Raw genomic sequence first — 16150 nt, 5'->3', positions numbered from 1 at the left:
TGACGTATAATCTCGCGAAATTTCAGGGAGCCAAGGTGCGCAAAAACATAAAATATCTAATTTACAAGTTCCTTTTAGGCAACGTCTTTTTAGCAGTCTTTTTGATTTCATTTTACGTTGCTTCGTGGCACCTTACAATGCTCTCGGACCTCGATGTAATAGGTTTTTTGAAGGGCTATTTTTTATTCCCGGGCGATATTCGCCTGCCTTTTACGACGGCGATTCTTGAGCTATTCGCCTTTTACGTCAGCAGTAGTTTGAGCGATTTTTACGTCAAAAGGGTCGATCGCAAGCTAAATTTCATATTTTTCATCGCCTTTGCGACGATAGGTATATTCATCGTAAACATACTATCTTTATTTATGATTTTCGGTACGATCGTATGGCAAAAGTCAAATGCGGCATTTTCAGCAATGTGTCTATTTTTAGGGATAATTTGGACAGCTTGGCTATTCAAGAGCAGCGAATATGAGTTGGGGAAATTTTTGCAAAATTGCAGTAGCAAAAGACACTACAAAATTGACAAAGCACTATTGATCGTACTGCTTATAATCGCGTTCTTTGTGATTATACCGATACTATGTTTAGATATTTAAAGTCGCTACTGCTTTTTACCAGGCAAACACAAGATTTTGATTAAAATACTATTTCTGCAGCTACAGTACTGTCTTGCTCTACTTTAAAATTTTAAACCAGCCGTAGAATTCGTTCGCTTCTAGGTGCGGATCGCCCGCGCTAGAGATAAAAAGCGGCTGTAGCGCGGCATTTGCTCTAAAATTTCCCGCGTCCCTCATCTGCGCGCTGTAAAAAATAAGCGCGTGGCTCGCAAACTGCGCGAACTCGTCAAACGAACTCGCCCCCGCCTCTATCATCGTGATTTTTGCGTCCGCAGGCAGCGAGCGCGAGACCTCTACCTTGCGATCTGCGACGCCGAAAAGCGGAATGCTCGCATCAAAATCCGAAAGCGCGCGGCGCGAGTATATCCAAACGTCGGGTGCGCGCAGCTTTAGATTTTGCGGCACTGCACAAGCGTCTAACACTCGCTTATCGGCGCTACTTGCCAAAGCGCTAATTTCATCAAATTTAGCCGCACGCACGTCCAACGTCGGTCTGTCGGAGCGCACAGTCTGCCCGCCCACGCCTATGTAATCACACACGCTGCGCAGCTCGTGCACGAATGCGCGCTGCTTCTCGCTGCCGATTCGCCCATGTACCGCGCCGTTTAGCGTGACGTTGATTTTGATGAAGCAAAAGCCGCTCTCGCGCGCCATATAAAACGGTTCCGCAAGCTCCTCTGCCGCGGCAGAGCAAACGTCAAATTTCACCTCTATGCCCCCGCGGCGTAAAATTTCCGCGCCGCCCGCAGCCTGTGCGTTCGTATCGCGCGTGCCGATTACCACGCGCGACAGTCCGAGCTGCGCCAAAAGCTCGGCACAAGATGGAGTCTTGCCGCGATGCGCGCAGGGCTCGAGCGTGACGTAGGCGCAAGCGCCGCGCAAAAGCCCGCCGTGGCGGTTTAGGATAAAATCGTAAGTGAAGCCCGGCTGCAAAAGCGCGCTTTTTAGAGCTTCTAGGTTTTGAAATTTAACGCCGAATTTGCGGGCGTATTCGCGGGCGAAATCCTGCGCGAAATTTGCATCCAGATCGCACAGCGTGGCGAAAACGGCGTTTACCTCGGCATGTAAAAAGCCCGCCTTTTTGTGCGCACCTATACCAAGAACTCTGCCGCCCTTATCCAGAAGCACGCAGCCCACGGCGGGGTTGGGTAGCGTCAAGACCTGATAGCGCCACGCCGCACGCAGCGCCAAATCCATATAAAATTCGTCGTTCATACAAAATCCAAAATTTAAATTGTCCCGCTCCGCCGCGATCGCTTAGCCGAATTGCGGCTAGTCGGCAACCTTCTCTGCCCGCAACAGATTACGCCTCGGACGCAACCCGCTTGCCCGCCTACGCCCTTCCTCGCTGCGCTGGATGACGCCGACCTCGCGCTTTAGCCTATCTGTAAGGCATTGAGCTTGCTTTAAGCGCAAAATTTATCAAAGTGCAAGCCGCGCGCCGTATGTGTAGGAGCAAGATTCCGCGCAGGAACGAAACTGAGAAATCTTACCATAGGTTTTAGAATTTTATCCTAAATCGTAAATTTTGCGGCGTCCGTTTCGCGCGCGGACGACACAAAATTTTACGCTTATCGTGCAAAAGAGCGTTTGCCGATAGCGCGGAGAGGCCGGCTCTGCGAAGTAAAATTTTAATAGGCGCCATGGCAAAATCGCAATCGAGCGTGAATATACGGCCCCAAAAGGCACGGCTTAATTTCAGCTCAAATTCAGGGAGGGGGGGGGTAGAATTACATAATTTTTTTCAAAGGATTAAAATGTCTGAACAACCGACCGTTCAAGCCCAATCAAATGTGCTTGGGATACTCTCCATAGTCTTTGCGATTTTAGGGATATTTTTTCTAGGGATCGTCTTTGTTCCGCTTGCGTTTTTGTGCGCGATCGCCGCGACCTATCAAGCCGTCAAAAAGCAAGCCTCGCTCGTAATAGCGATATTAGCGTGGATCCTTACGATCGTAGGGCTCATGACCTCGCCCGTACTGCTAGCCACGATCGGCATCTCCGCTTCATAGTCGCAAACATCCGCGCCGCTTGGCGAAATTTCAATTATCAGATGAGCGGCGCGCAAACCTCCGTCCGCAGAGTTTTAAAACGTAAATTTATCGCGGAATTTCCCGCTTTGCTATGGATTTTGCCTTGCGAGTTTTGCGTGCCGTCTATGTCTCGCGACACGGAATTTTCCGCACCGCTTTGCGTAAAATTTTGCGGCGCGCCTTATTCGATTTTGATTTTCGCGTTCTCGCCGAAATTTTATTGCCAAAGCAAAACCGCCGAAATTTTATAAAAAGCTTTATCGATGAAATTTTGCAATCAAGCCACACTTGCAAATAGTTACTAGGGGCACGATCACGATACGGACGCCGCAAAGCTCGCAGGCGCAATATTCTGGTGCGGACGGTAAAATCTAAATTTATGGCAAAGCGTAAAATTTAAAATTCTGCTTTGCAGCAAAAGGTTTGAAATTTTACCGCGTCAAAACAGCGCGTAAATTTTAAATTTAGCCGCTTTCAGGCGCGACGTAAAATTCTAAAGCAACGCGTAAGCGTCACGCAAAACTTATCTTTTAACGACGCAGCGTGAAATTTCAAAACGGTACGCGCGGCATGGGAATTAAAATTTACGCAGCAGAAATCGCCGCGAAGCTTGCTTTTTAGCGGTACGATCTGAAATTTCAAAGCGCCGCCCAGTGGCGTAAAAATTATCTTTTGTCGGCGCGATCTGAAATTTCAAAACAAACAAGCGGTGCTGGAATTTTAAAATTTTGCGCCGAGCGCCGCGAGAGATCAAAAGCGACCGACAGCGGCAAATTTTTAAAAAATCCAAAATTTAACATGCTCGCGTGCCCATGCGACGCAACAAGGCGGTGCTGCGGGCACGTCCGCGCGAGAGGCTCATATTTATCGAAATTTTCGCTCTGCCCGCAGTACGCGCGCTCGTATCACATGCCGATAATCGCGGGCGCAAGCTCCGCTGAAAGCTTGGCGAAACGGCGTTTCGCCGCGGTGCGCATGCGAACAATTGCAACGCAGAAATGCTTTCGTGCGATACGATCAAGCTCAACGCGAAAGGTTTGCGCGCGGTATGTGTTTTTGAAAGCCGCACCGAATATCGCGCGCCAAATTAAAAAGCGAGGCAAGATGCCGCGAGCCGTGCATCGCTCGCGATAGACGCAATACTTAAAAGCGCGCAAAAAGCAAGGCAAATCCAAATTAGCCTCGCCACTTTAACTTAAAATTTAAGCCCACACTTCTCAAGCACCGCACACCAAAGCCCTACATACAAAATTTTAAAAATCTCCACCGCTACCACTGCACGTAGGTTCGCGCCTTTTTGATCTCGTCAAGTCGCACGCTTACCTCGCCGCCGTCCGTGCGCAGTCTAAGCACGCCGTCTTCGCAGCCAAGCACCTCTCCGCTTAGCTTCTGCCCGTCCGTGCGGCTTAGGCGCACCAGCTCGCCCACGGAGTTTGCGAAATGCTGCGGCTTGCTTAGCTTGCGCTCAAGCCCGGGCGAGCCGACCTCCAGCGTCCACTCGCCCTCAAGCGGCGGCTCTACGTCGAAAATCGGCGAAAGCAGCCGCGATAGCCGCTCACAGTCGTCTAGGCCCACGCCGCCCGCTTTCGTGATACTGATGCGGTAGATCGTTCTGCCGTTTTCACTCACCGTCTCCACGTCGTAAAGCTGCACGCCGCACTCGCGCGCCAAAGCCTCTAAATCAACCATTTTTGCGCAGCTCCTCCTCTATTTTGTCGAAAAGATCGTCCATTTTGTTTTGATACTCCAAGCGATCGTCAAATTTGAAGTGAAACGCGGGGCAGCGGTACCAGCCCTCCGCCTCGGCGCAGAAGTTTTGCAAATATCTCGCCACGCGGCCGAGCTTTTCGAGCACAAATTCCTGCTCGCGCTCGTCGAAGGCGTTTTTATCCAGATACACGAACGCGTCGTAGCGCCCGCGCTTGCACTCCACGTCGGTGACGCACAGCCCGCGCAAAAGCTCGTCCTCAAGGCTCGCGAGCGCTTCGGGGATGAGCTGCTTTAGCACGCTTTGCGTGCGCAGTCTTCTGAGTTCGGTCGGATTCATCTTTACCTCGCTATCTTAAATCGCCGCAGATTATACGGCGATGGAATTTTATTTTACGTCTTGCGATGACGGAATTTTATTGCTTTGTCGCAGCGGAGCGTCCGTCTCGCGACGGCACTGAATCTTATTTCGCGTCCATCCTATGGCGATGCGGAATTCTATTCCACTTCGGCGTTGCGAAATATCCGTCCTGCAGCGACGCGGTCTGTTTAAATTTGACGCGGCTTACGATGCGCCGGAGCGTCCATTTAAATTCTAAGCGGTTTGCTGCCCGCCGGAATTGCGAACAGCGCCTCGCCTTTCAAAATTTCGCTCTTAAATTTTAAAAGGCGCAAGCCCTGCTTTGAAATTTTGCTTTTAAATTTTAGCCCGCGCGCTTCGCGCTTAAATTTAAAACGCAGGCTGCGTAGAATTTCATGGCTCGCACCCTAACGTTCGTCGCATAGCCGCACCGCTACCGCAGAAATATTTCCGCGTAAGGCGCAGTTCTATTCTACGCCGTATTCTGCTCACCACGGCGCTATATTGCTGCCGCGCTGCCTTCTTAGCGCCGTTGCGGTCTCATTTTACACCGCTTGCACCGTGCCGTTCTCCGCGTCACTGTTTTGCCACACTGCACCAATTCGAAATTTATCTTAAATTTTAAAAACGCTTCGATACCGCGCTAAATCTAAATTTACCGCTTTAAAATTTCAACTTTGCGATTAAATTTAAAATTTAAGTCGCGCGGAAAATCTGCGATCAGCAAACGGCGTAAATTTAAAATTTATCGCAAAGCCCGCTGCAAGAAAAATCTAAAACATTAAAATTTCAAAACTAGCGCTACGCGGCAGAACTTCGCGCAGAAACCGACAAAATTTAAAGCTTTGCTCACGCGTTAATCATTAAATTTAAAAGACGAAATTTCGCGCCCAAATTCTGCGAGCATAAAATTTCAAGGCGCGATCAAGGCTTAAAATTTAGCCGCAAGCCATGCAAACAAAGCGAATGCCCGCGCGGAATTCCGCGAGCATTAGTCGATCGTAGCCTGCTCCTCTTTTTGCTTGTAGCTTTCGATAAAATCGCCCACGCGCATATCGTCATAGCCCTCGATGCCTACGCCGCACTCGAAGCCCTTGGCGACTTCCTTGGCGTCGTCTTTGAAGCGCTTGAGCGAGCTGACGTTGCCCTCGAAAACGATGACGCCCTCTCTGATGACGCGGATCTTCGCGCCGCGAGCAATGAGCCCGTCGGTAACCATGCAGCCCGCGATCTGCCCGATCTTAGGCACGTTGATGACCTGGCGGATCTCGGCTTGACCCAAGGCCTCCTCGCTGATGATCGGGCTCATAAGGCCGCTCAAAAGCGCCTTTATATCGTCGATGAGATTATAGATGACGTTGTAGGTCTTAATCTGCGCGCCGCGCTCCTTGGCAAGCTCTTTGATCTCGCCCGTAGGACGGACGTTGAAGCCCAAGATCACGCAGTTTTCGCTGGCGCTTGCTAGGGCGATGTCGTTTTGCGTGATACCGCCGATGCCGCTATGGATGATATCGACCTTGACTTCGTCGTTGCGGAGCTTCTCAAGGCTTGCTTTGATAGCTTCCAGCGAGCCCGCGACGTCGGCCTTGACAATCACCGGAAGGCTCTTTAGCGAGCCTTCGGCGATCTTGGCGCTTAGCTCGTCGATGGTAACCTTGGTGGATTTGCTAAGCTCCTTTTGGCGCTGATGCTCGTAAATTTTGCTCGCATACTCGCGCGCTTCCTTATCGCTTGAAACACCGATTAGCGTCTCGCCCGCGCCCGGAACCTCGCTAAGGCCTATGATGACGCCGCATTCGCCCGGTAAAATTTGCTTTAGCGCCCTGCCCTTATCGTCGCTAAGAGCGCGCACCTTGCCGTATGCAATGCCTGCTACGACGGTATCGCCGACGCGTAGAGTGCCGTTTTGCACGATGACTGTGGCAACGGCGCCGCGCCCTTTTTGAAGGGAGCTTTCGATGATGGTTGCTTTAGCCTGCTTGCTAGGATCTGCTTTGAGCTCTAAAAGATCGGCTTGTAAAAGCACGATCTCTAATAAATTTTCGATTCCGTCGCCCGTTTTTGCGGAGATCGGCACGAACTCGTAGCTACCGCCCCACTCGGTAGGCATGATGTCAAGCTCTGCAAGCCCCGTTTTTACGAGATCGGGATTGGCGTTAGGCTTATCCATCTTGTTTATCGCGATGATGATCGGCACGTTTGCGGCCTTGGCGTGCGCTATAGCCTCCTTGGTCTGAGGCTTGACGCCGTCGTCTGCGGCCACTACGATAATTACGATATCGGTAACCTCGGCTCCACGCGCTCTCATCGAAGTAAAGGCCTCGTGGCCAGGGGTGTCGATGAAGGTAATCTTTCTGCCGTTTTTCTCGACCATATACGCGCCTACGTGCTGCGTGATGCCGCCCGCTTCGCCGCTTGCGACGCGCGAGTTTCGGATATAATCGAGCAGGCTCGTTTTACCGTGATCGACGTGCCCCATGATGGTAATGACAGGCGCTCTAGCGATTAAATTTTCTTCGCCTTCGCTGTCCTCGTAGGCCTTGATGTAATCAAACTCCTGCGCCTCATCGATGATGTTTACTTCAATGCCAAATTCGCTTGCTAAAATTTCTATCGCGTCCTCATCCAAAAAGTCGTTTTTCGTCGTCATCATTCCAAGCGCAAATAACTTGCCAATGATCTCGCTAGGCTGCTTTTTGATCTTATCGGCAAACTCATAGACGCGGATCTCTTTTGGAATATTTACCGAGCTTACAATTTCGCTATCACGCTCGCGAGGGGCTTTTTTATGCTTTTTGCGACCGCCGCGACTTATACCGCCCTCACTGCTGAAAATTTGATTCTGCGAGGCGCGATAAATATTGGGTTGGTTTTTACTTTTGGTGCGGTTTTCGGTCTGGATCGGTTTGACGGTGAAATCGGGCATTACCACGACATCCTCGTCCTCAATGACGATATCCGCCATCTCGTGATCAGGAATGATGTCGATTTTAAGGGCGTCCTCTTTTTTAGCCGCGGGAGCTTTTTTCTTTTCGATCTTTTTCTTTTTCAAATTTAGTTCGGCATTTGAGAAGATCGCCTCTAGGCTCGCACTTATCTTTTCGCGCCTAGGCTCGGTTCTATCTTGTGCCGCCGGGGTTTGAACCTCCTTTTTCTTTTTTACGATGACTAAGCCGCGACGCTTTTGCAAGCTCTCGCTAGCGATACTATCGCCGCTGTTTATCTGCACCGGCGCAGGCTTTGAGGCGGCGTTTTGCTTCTCCTCTTTCTCCTGCGGGGCGGAGGAAATTTCTTCTTTTTGATTTTGAGATTTTTCGGTTTTTACCTCAGGCTCTTGCGTACGCGTTTTTTCGTCGCTAGGCTCTTTGGCGCTCTGCGCGGGCTCTTTGGATTCGGAAGCTTTTAAGCTTTCCGCCTTTTTAGGACTCTCTTTTTTAGCGGTTCTTTTAGTTTCGCTCTGTTTTTTAGCGGGCTTATTCTCGTCCTCTTGCGCTTTTTCGGAGCTTTTCTTTGTGGGCTTTGACTTTTTCCCCGGCAAAATTCCCGTCTGGATATAATCGTAAATAGCGGCAGCTTCCTCTTCGCTTACTTTATTCGACGCGGTTTTTACCTTTTTAAAGCCCATCTCCTGCGCTTTTTCGATTATCTCTTTGCTTGCGTATCCAAGCTCGTCCGCGATATCTTTAATCAGAACACCCATTTAAAACCCTCTCCTTGATATGTCCCAAATCTGCACTAGACGCAAATTTAGATAGATATTTTGAAATTTTCTCTTTTTGATTTATGCAACCGTTGCAAATATAAAATTGTCTGTTTGAGCTTATATTTTTAAAATTTTGCAAAAAGGCGTGGAGTTCGCGCTTGGCGAAGCGCCCCTTGCAAATAACGCACATCCTAATCGGTTCGCTCATGCGATTATATCTTTATTTTTCTTAGTCAATATTAAAGCCGCCGTTGTCGATCTCTAAAATTTCGACGCGGAAGTTTTTAAAATTTTCGCTAAGGCAGGCTTTAAGCTTTGCGGCGTCGGATCTGTAGGCTAAATTTAAAAAGCTTGAGCCGCTTCCCGAGAGCGAGCTCATAAGCGCACCGTTATCATAGGCAATCTCGCGCACCCCAAAAAGCTGCGGGAGCACGCCCATGCGCATCTGCTCGTGCATCTTATCGATACAGGCGTAACGCAAGCTGTCGTAATCGCGTCGCATAAAGCAAGCGGTCAGAAACGCCGCATGCGAGAGGTTGCTAACGCAATCTTTGATCGAAAAGCTCTTAGGCAGCTTGCCGCGAGATTCGTTCGTAGGCATCGGAGTATCGGGGATGACGACGACCGCTTGCAGATCTTGCGAAATTTCGCATTTTTGCGCGCGAACCGTCTTGCCGTCCACGACGCTGCTGACAAAGCCGCCGAGCGTTGCGGGCGCGATATTATCAGGGTGATTTTCATATTCCAGCGCCGTGTTTAAAATTTTAGCGCGATCGATCTCAAAGCCGCAAACTTTATAAGCGCTTGCGATAGCGCCTACGATCACAGCCGAGCTGCTGCCCAGCCCGCGCGAAAACGGGATGTTGTTGTGAAAGGCGAATTTAAAATTTAACTCTTGTCCGCCGCCTAGTTTTCTGTAAATTTCATTAAAAATATTCAAAAAAGCGTTGCCCTTCTTAAGCCACGCTCTGTCGCTGCCCTCGCCGCTAAGCGATACGCAAAAAAACTTCTGCTCGGTAATCTCTACTTCGTTAAATAGCCCTAGGCTAAGGCCGAGCGCGTCGAAACCGGGGCCTAAATTTGCGCTCGTCGCAGGAATTCTTATAATCAAATTTTCTCCTAAACCGCTTCTATGATGTAATTTGGAAGTATATCATCGCTTTTATTTAAAACCGATAAATCCTGCGGCAAAGATAGCGGGGCGGGGGTGCATTTTTTCATTTTGATTTCGCCGCGATCGTAAACGTAGCTGAAGTTTTTATTCGCCCTGATCGGCCCGAAGCCGCTTAGCTCAAAGCCGCTGATCGCGTACAGCGGCACATCAAGGGCGATGCTAAGCGTGCGCAAAATCACGTAACTTACCTTCATGCCCATAAAGCTGCCGGGAGTATTTGCGTAGATGAGCTCTTTGATTTTATAAGTTTTTAGAATTTCGCTAAATTTAGCAACCAGAAATTTATCGGCTTTTTCGCCTTCAGCGCTTGAAAATTCCGCTATCTTAGCGCCGTTTTCATACACACCGAGTAGGCATGGAGCGCTAAGAGCGGCAATTAGAATTTCAACCTCTTTGATTTTGCAGCCTTAAGCAAAGACTTTTTGATATTCGCGCACAACCTCGGCGGTAAGATCTACAAGCTCGAAATTTTTAGCGTCGGCAAGGACTGCCAAAGTTAGTTTATGATTTAGATCGTGGCTTCCCGCAAATGCCGTATAATCGCCCAAAATAGGAGCACCTACGAGCGCAAGATCGCCGATTGCGTCTAAAATTTTATGGCGGACGAACTCGTTTTCAAAACGCAAGCCCTCGGGGTTTAAAATTTTATTTTCATCGATTACGACGGCATTTTCCAAGCTGCCGCCTAGAGCTAGCCCCATAGAGCGCAGCGCTTGCACATCTTTTAAAAATCCAAACGTGCGCGCTCGCGAAATTTCTTTAAGATAAGATTTCTTGCTAAATTCAAAAACATGGTGCTGAGTGCCGATGAGCGGATGGCTAAATTTAATCGTATAATCAAATTTCGGACTCTTGCTAGGGCTTAAGCGCACGAGCTTATCTCCCTCGCGAATCTCCACAGCTCGCTTGATGATGAGAGCTTTTTTATTTGCGTCGAGCTCTCTTACGCCCGCTTCGTCCAAAAGCATACAAAAGCTCGCCGAACTTCCGTCCATTACAGGAATTTCATTAGCATCGACGATGATACGGATATTATCGATACTATAGGCATTAATGGCGCTCATTAGATGCTCTATTGTTGATATATAGCCCTTCTCATTTCCTACGACGGTCGCCATCTGCGTATTTATGACGTTTTTCGGCTCGGCTTTAAAACTAATACCGAGATCACTTCTATAAAATACGATTCCACTGCCCGCCTCTAAAGGCTCTAACGTAAGTCTGATAGGCTCACCTTTGTGTAGCCCGATGCCGACGTTATGGACTTTCTTAGCTATCGTTGTCTGTCTCATTTCTATCCTCGTTTTCATTAACCCGCGCATTATAGCGAAAATTTTAAAATTTACTTACCTTTTTCTATTACTTTTTTGGACGATTCTAAGACATCGGTAATGTTATCTTTCATCCACTTAGGATCCATCCACTCCTCTGGTCTTACGTCCACACCCTGAACTACGATGCCAAAATGCAGATGATCTCCGAAAGCAAAACCGCTTGAACCCGTTTGCGCTAGAATGTCGCCCGGCTTTACGTCGCTGCCCACACTTAACTGCGTCGCCGAGCAATGTCCGTATATGCCGTATAAGCCGAAGCCGTAGTAAATTCCTAAATTTAATCCGAAAATTCCGTTTTCCTGCGCAAAAACTACCTTGCCGTAGTTGCTCTCTTTGATATCGGCGTTTGCGACGCTTGCTAGATCGAGCCCCATATGCCATGACTCGCTTACTTGTTCGTCGTTCATAAAAAATATCCGATGATCGGCAAAGCTTGCTACCGCTGCGCCTTTAGCAAGCGGATAAAAAGGCTTTAGCTCAAATCCATTTATTTTATCCTCGTGCACCGCGCTAGTAGCAGCGTGCAGATCATCTCCGTTTTTCTTACGCAGAGTTTCATTTACGAATTTAAATTTCTCCAAATCGCTCATCGAGTTAAAATTCTGCGCGTATTGGCTAGCCAGATCACTTACTTTGCCGTTAATGAAGCCCGGATTTAGCTTGATAGTAGAGACTTTATATTTTTTGTCCTGATAAAAATACTTGATCTGCGAAATGCTTTCATTGCCTGCATGATCGGTGGCGACCGCTTCTGCGCGAAATTCCTCCAAATTTGCAGGCCACGCTACGAGAGACGCATAATAGCCCTCTTTTACAAAAGGAATCGCTTTAAAAATTTTGCCATAGTTGGTTTTGACATAGACTTCGTTTAGGCGCTCGTCTCTAGCTGAGAATACGACTACAGCGCTACCACCTTTGGTGATTTTATAGGATTGATTGATGATATTTATGACGGGTTTTTTGTCATCTATTATTATATTTGCCGTTTTTACGCTCTTATTTCCTTGCGCAAAATTCCACGAGCTAATGTCGTTTGCAAAAACCTCGAGCTTGTAGTTTTTATCTTTATTAAGCATCAAATTTTTAGGAAATTGCACGGCAAGCTCTAGCGTCGTTTGCGGAACGTTCAGCTCCTCATTTAGTAGCGGTATCGTGCTGGCTCCGTCATTTAAGTTAACGCGAACGAGCTTAATGCCGGTATCGTCTGAAATTTTAATCTTTAAAGGCGAGGTTAAATTCCAATAAATTTCATTTTCCAGCGCAATTTGCGGAGGATTTTTTTCAAATTTCGGCGAGGTGAAAATTCTAAAAATTCCATAAACCAAAGCGCATATTATAATAAGAAATATTAAAATTTTAAGCTTCGTTCCATTGCCATTTCTACGCATAAAAGAGCCTTTGATATGATTTTAGAGCGCGATTTTACAAGCTTAACTTAAATTATCGGTAAAGCGAGGCAAAATTTAACGCAAATGTTTAGCGATTTACGAGGCGATTTAAAATTTTAAATTCTCGCGATTTTAGAATCTCAAAATTTATGAGCTTTAAAATTTGGTGGCGCGCTAAATCCTATGCAGTGAAATTCCACGCGCGACAAAGCGGCGTTTATCGTCTAGATCGTAATCTTTAAAATTTCAATATTAGAATTTCTTTAAATTATGCTAATTGCTTGCATTGATTTTTTTTAGAACTCTTGTACTTAAAATTTTGCCATACGAATGGAATTTTAAACTATCTTGATAACTAAAACTTTAAAAAGTCCCAAGTAAGCTATGCGTTTAAATTTTATCCTAAGCCGAGCGAAATTCCAATTAAAATTTAGCTCAACCCGCCTACAATAATTCGGCTGCAAATTAGCGCGACAAGAAAAGTCAAAATTGCAGCGTTACTAAATTTTAAGGCGTGCGGTAGAAAATTCTACGCACGCCACAGCGTTCGCAAGTCGCCGCGTTTAATTAAATCTAGCGCCGATGCTAAATTCGAAGCTATTTGTGTCGTCGTGCGGTTTTTTATTAAGCGGTTTAACGAAGTATAGCTGCAAAGGCCCCATCGGCGTCATCCACTCGATACCAGCACCCGTGCTGTAGCGCTCCTCCTCATTCCAGTCATGATCGCCGATCATTCCGTAGTCAAAAAACGTTACAAAGCGCATTTTAAGCCTATCAACTACCGGAAAGCTCAGCTCAAAGGAGTTATTGAAGCTCTGCATGCCGCCTGTTTCGATATAGCGGCAATTATTTGCATTTAAGCAGATCTCTTTTTTCGGGATACTGCGACCTTCGTAGCCTCTAATGCTTTTCATTCCGCCCAGGAATAGCTTTTCATTGATCGGGATCTTTTTATTACCTTCCCACATATAGCCCGTTGCAGCTTTGTATCTAAAGATAATGTCGTGATCGATATAATCTCGCAAGCCAAAATAGTAGTTAAACGATCCTCGCGCCTTGGTGTAGTCCATATCGCCACCAAGACCCGCGTATTCTAAGCTAGCACTTGCGATCATACCGCTTCTTGGTAAGTAATAATCATCGGTGCTGTTGTATGTAATAGACGGGATGATCGAGCTTTTTAAATTCTTGCCATCTAGATAGCCCGCTTTGGCGTAATATTCGTTTAAGCCCTTGATTTCGCTCTTTTCGAGATAATACGTAAGGCTTACATCGGTATTGCGCCCGATCTTGCGACCGCCCGTGATTGAAAATCCGTAAGATTTCTCATCGTAGTCGTCCCAGTCATAGTCATTGGCAAAGATCGATCCGCCCAAGCTATACTCAGAATCAAATACTCTAGGATTGGTTAAGCTCAAGCGTCCGCTTAACTGATCGTCGCTTTTTTCGACCGAGAATGCGCCGTGAAGACCGGTGCCGAATACGTTACGATCACTGATACCGCCACTAAGCAAAATTCCATCCTCGCTGCCATATCCGATACCACCCGTGATAGAGCCTGTAGGAGCTTCTTTGACTGCGACTTCAAGATCGATCTGATCGTTAGAAACGCGGTTTTCTTTAATCTCCACCTCATCGAAATATCCCGTGCGTTTTAAAGAATTTAACGAATCGTTGTAATCGGTTTTGCTATATAAATTTCCCTCGGTCAGATACATCTCGCGGCGAATGACCTTATCCTCGGTCTTATCGTTACCCGAGATCGTTACGTTTCTAATATAGACTTTATCCTCAGGGATGACTTGATACGTGATAGCGACCGTGCGAGCTTCTTTGTCCTGCTTAGTCTTAGGCACGATGCGCACATAGGCATATCCCTGATCCGCGACTAAAGTCTCTAGCGTATTCATATCGCGGCGCAAACGCTCTGAATTCATTGTATCGCCCTTTTGAAGCTTGAAATCATCCAAAACCTTTTCTTTATCAAGCTTGATTATATCTGCAGGATATTCGATATCTACGGAGCTTACGGTGTATTGCTCGCCCTCTTTTATATAATAAGTCAAATCAGCAGTGTAATTATCCATATCGGCATTAAGTAGCGGCGCAGAAACCTGCGCATCTAAGTAGCCTTTTTTATAATATTCTTCTTGAATTCTATTTGCGTCGTTAGGAAGCTCGGCGGTTTTTACCTTGCCGTCGTTAAAGCCCCACATCCAGCCCAGCATCTCGCGTTCTTTATTGGCAACGGATGGCTCTATATCGTCATAGTCGAGCTTGTCTGCGCCTACTAAATTTACCTTATCGATGATGATATTTTCGCCGCGATTTACCTCGATCGTTAGCAAGATGACCGATTTATCGTCGTTTATCGGCTTTGGATAAAATTCCACCACGGTGTCAAAAAAGCCCTTGACTTCGTAGTATTGCTTGATGCGGGTCTCCGCTTTTTTAGCAGCCACCTCATCGTAAACCTGACCCGGACGCAAGCCGATGAGCTCATTTATCTTATCGCGATCATTGGTAACTACGTTTTTGATCTCTACCTTAGCGATGGTCGGTTTTTCGGTTACGTTGATAGTGACCGCGCCGCCTTGTTCGCTGATATAAACGTCGCTGAAATAGCCCTGCTCAAATAGCTTCGAGATCGCAGCATTGGTGTTTTCGCCGTTAAGCTCATCGCCTACCTTAAGTCCTGAAATTTGCTGTGCGACCTGTGGAGAAAGATGCCTTAGCCCTTCAAATTTAATGGATTTTATCTGCGCGGCGCATGCCACGGAAATCCCGCCTACTAAGAGTAAAAAAACGCTTTTTTTCATAAAATTTTACCTAAAAACGAAAATAATTTGCGTATAATACCACATTAAAATTAAAACTTGCATATATCAAAAAGGAATTTTATGAAGATAGGAATTATCGGCCTGGGTCTCATCGGCGGCTCTCTTGGGCTATGTCTAAAAAGCACCAAAATCATCAGCGCCGTCTATGGCTGCGACATCAACCGCGAAAACGAAAAAGAAGCTCTGAGACTTGGGCTCGTGCATGAAATTTTAAGTCTAGAGCAGATGAAGCAAAGCTGCGACGCGATCTTTCTTGCAATCCCCGTGGAGGCAATTATTGAGACGTTGCAAAAACTAAGCGACTGCAGAAGTGAAACGACAATCATCGATCTGGGAAGCACGAAATTTAAAATTTTGCAAAACTGTCCTCCACAGATCAGACGAAATTTCATCGCGGCTCACCCGATGGCGGGCACTGAAAATTCCGGTCCGCAAGCGGCGTTTAAAGAGCTTTTAAACGGCGCGGTCGTCGTCATCTGCGACGATCACGGCGCAGATGAAGTGCATATCAAACGAGCGGTCGAAATTTTTTCGTTCGCGGGGATGAAGATCGTATTTATGGACGCAAAAAGCCACGATCACCACGTAGCGCTCATCTCGCACCTACCGCATGCGATCAGCTACTCGCTCGTAAACAGCGTACTAAAAGAGGAAAATCGCCGCAATATCATAAATTTAGCCGGCGGCAGCTTCTCGGGCATGAGCCGTATCGCCAAAAGCTCGCCGCAGATGTGGGTCGATATTTTCAAGCAAAACCGCACGAACCTACTAGGCGCGATCGACGCTTTTAAAAATGAGCTTGAAATTTGCGTGCAGATGATTCGTGATGAGCTCTGGGATGAGCTTGAAGCGTGGATGTATGAAGCGCGTAAGCTAAGGGATATTATTTAAAATTTCAGCGCGGCTAGACTACGCGACGGACGCTGCAAGAGCACGCCTTTAAATTCTAAAATTTCGCCTTCAAACAGCCCGCGTAAATTTAAATTTTAATCC

Annotated in this window: 14 protein-coding genes; 3 read left to right on the top strand and 11 right to left on the bottom strand. The window is 47.2% G+C overall.

Annotated features, from left to right (window positions below; genetic code table 11):
• Positions 1-596, top strand: a 596-nt coding sequence (locus tag Q0277_RS04410; protein ID WP_297995968.1) for a hypothetical protein, incomplete at its 5' end; no start/stop codon positions are given.
• Positions 597-674: 78 nt separating this feature from the next.
• Here Q0277_RS04410 and ribD read toward each other — a convergent pair.
• A complete protein-coding gene (ribD, locus tag Q0277_RS04405) occupies positions 675-1832 on the bottom strand; it encodes a bifunctional diaminohydroxyphosphoribosylaminopyrimidine deaminase/5-amino-6-(5-phosphoribosylamino)uracil reductase RibD (protein ID WP_297995967.1) in 1158 nt (385 codons plus the stop codon).
• Positions 1833-2374: 542 nt separating this feature from the next.
• Here ribD and Q0277_RS04400 point away from each other — a divergent pair.
• A complete protein-coding gene (locus Q0277_RS04400) occupies positions 2375-2629 on the top strand; it encodes a hypothetical protein (RefSeq protein ID WP_297995965.1) in 255 nt (84 codons plus the stop codon).
• A 37-nt stretch (positions 2630-2666) separates the two neighbouring features.
• On the opposite strand, the gene Q0277_RS04395 is transcribed toward Q0277_RS04400, so the two are convergent.
• The 10 genes from Q0277_RS04395 to bamA all read right to left on the bottom strand — a co-directional run bounded on the left by Q0277_RS04395 (position 2667) and on the right by bamA (position 15136).
• On the bottom strand, positions 2667-2789 hold the full coding sequence (locus Q0277_RS04395; protein ID WP_297995964.1) for a hypothetical protein: 123 nt from the start codon (positions 2787-2789) through the stop codon (positions 2667-2669).
• A 1130-nt stretch (positions 2790-3919) separates the two neighbouring features.
• A complete protein-coding gene (gene rimP, locus Q0277_RS04390; protein WP_297995962.1) occupies positions 3920-4339 on the bottom strand; it encodes a ribosome maturation factor RimP in 420 nt (139 codons plus the stop codon).
• Positions 4332-4697, bottom strand: coding sequence for a 30S ribosome-binding factor RbfA (gene rbfA, locus Q0277_RS04385; RefSeq protein ID WP_005872391.1), 366 nt, complete (start codon positions 4695-4697; stop codon positions 4332-4334). The genes rimP and rbfA overlap by 8 nt, the downstream gene beginning before the upstream one ends.
• 1012 nt (positions 4698-5709) lie before the next feature.
• Positions 5710-8418, bottom strand: coding sequence for a translation initiation factor IF-2 (infB, locus tag Q0277_RS04380; protein WP_297995960.1), 2709 nt, complete (start codon positions 8416-8418; stop codon positions 5710-5712).
• Entirely contained in the window at positions 8402-8629 is a 228-nt protein-coding gene (locus tag Q0277_RS04375) for a hypothetical protein (protein WP_297995959.1), read from the bottom strand. Before Q0277_RS04375 ends, infB begins: the two co-directional genes overlap by 17 nt.
• Positions 8630-8650: 21 nt before the next feature.
• Entirely contained in the window at positions 8651-9532 is an 882-nt protein-coding gene (gene thrB, locus Q0277_RS04370) for a homoserine kinase (RefSeq protein ID WP_297995957.1), read from the bottom strand.
• Between the two features lie 8 nt (positions 9533-9540).
• Complete coding sequence (locus Q0277_RS04365; RefSeq protein ID WP_297995955.1) at positions 9541-9939, bottom strand: glycoprotease; 399 nt, start codon at positions 9937-9939, stop codon at positions 9541-9543.
• A gap of 63 nt (positions 9940-10002) precedes the next feature.
• Positions 10003-10887, bottom strand: coding sequence for a UDP-3-O-acyl-N-acetylglucosamine deacetylase (gene lpxC / locus Q0277_RS04360; RefSeq protein WP_297995953.1), 885 nt, complete (start codon positions 10885-10887; stop codon positions 10003-10005).
• Positions 10888-10937: 50 nt separating this feature from the next.
• Positions 10938-12317 carry a M23 family metallopeptidase gene (locus Q0277_RS04355; RefSeq protein WP_297995951.1) on the bottom strand — a complete coding sequence of 460 codons (1380 nt, stop codon included), beginning with the start codon at positions 12315-12317 and terminating at the stop codon, positions 10938-10940.
• Positions 12318-12880: 563 nt separating this feature from the next.
• Entirely contained in the window at positions 12881-15136 is a 2256-nt protein-coding gene (bamA, locus tag Q0277_RS04350) for an outer membrane protein assembly factor BamA (protein ID WP_297881641.1), read from the bottom strand.
• An 81-nt stretch (positions 15137-15217) separates the two neighbouring features.
• Here bamA and Q0277_RS04345 point away from each other — a divergent pair, with 81 nt between their 5' ends.
• Positions 15218-16048, top strand: coding sequence for a prephenate dehydrogenase (locus Q0277_RS04345; RefSeq protein WP_297995948.1), 831 nt, complete (start codon positions 15218-15220; stop codon positions 16046-16048).
• Positions 16049-16150 lie beyond the last annotated feature (102 nt).

The sequence above is a fragment of the uncultured Campylobacter sp. genome, from assembly GCF_938030815.1.
GTDB lineage: Bacteria > Campylobacterota > Campylobacteria > Campylobacterales > Campylobacteraceae > Campylobacter_B.
The sequence above is the reverse complement of the archived record's forward strand: the minus strand, read 5'-3'. Positions and strand labels throughout refer to the sequence as shown.

Excerpts from the sequence above, each read along its gene's own strand:
- ribD (WP_297995967.1), bottom strand. The coding sequence starts at position 1,832 with ATGAACGACGAATTTTATATGGATTTGGCGCTGCGTGCGGCGTGGCGC.
- Q0277_RS04400 (WP_297995965.1), top strand. The coding sequence starts at position 2,375 with ATGTCTGAACAACCGACCGTTCAAGCCCAATCAAATGTGCTTGGGATA.
- rimP (WP_297995962.1), bottom strand. The coding sequence starts at position 4,339 with ATGGTTGATTTAGAGGCTTTGGCGCGCGAGTGCGGCGTGCAGCTTTAC.
- rbfA (WP_005872391.1), bottom strand. The coding sequence starts at position 4,697 with ATGAATCCGACCGAACTCAGAAGACTGCGCACGCAAAGCGTGCTAAAG.
- infB (WP_297995960.1), bottom strand. The coding sequence starts at position 8,418 with ATGGGTGTTCTGATTAAAGATATCGCGGACGAGCTTGGATACGCAAGC.
- Q0277_RS04375 (WP_297995959.1), bottom strand. The coding sequence starts at position 8,629 with ATGAGCGAACCGATTAGGATGTGCGTTATTTGCAAGGGGCGCTTCGCC.
- lpxC (WP_297995953.1), bottom strand. The coding sequence starts at position 10,887 with ATGAGACAGACAACGATAGCTAAGAAAGTCCATAACGTCGGCATCGGG.
- Q0277_RS04355 (WP_297995951.1), bottom strand. The coding sequence starts at position 12,317 with ATGCGTAGAAATGGCAATGGAACGAAGCTTAAAATTTTAATATTTCTT.
- bamA (WP_297881641.1), bottom strand. The coding sequence starts at position 15,136 with ATGAAAAAAAGCGTTTTTTTACTCTTAGTAGGCGGGATTTCCGTGGCA.
- Q0277_RS04345 (WP_297995948.1), top strand. The coding sequence starts at position 15,218 with ATGAAGATAGGAATTATCGGCCTGGGTCTCATCGGCGGCTCTCTTGGG.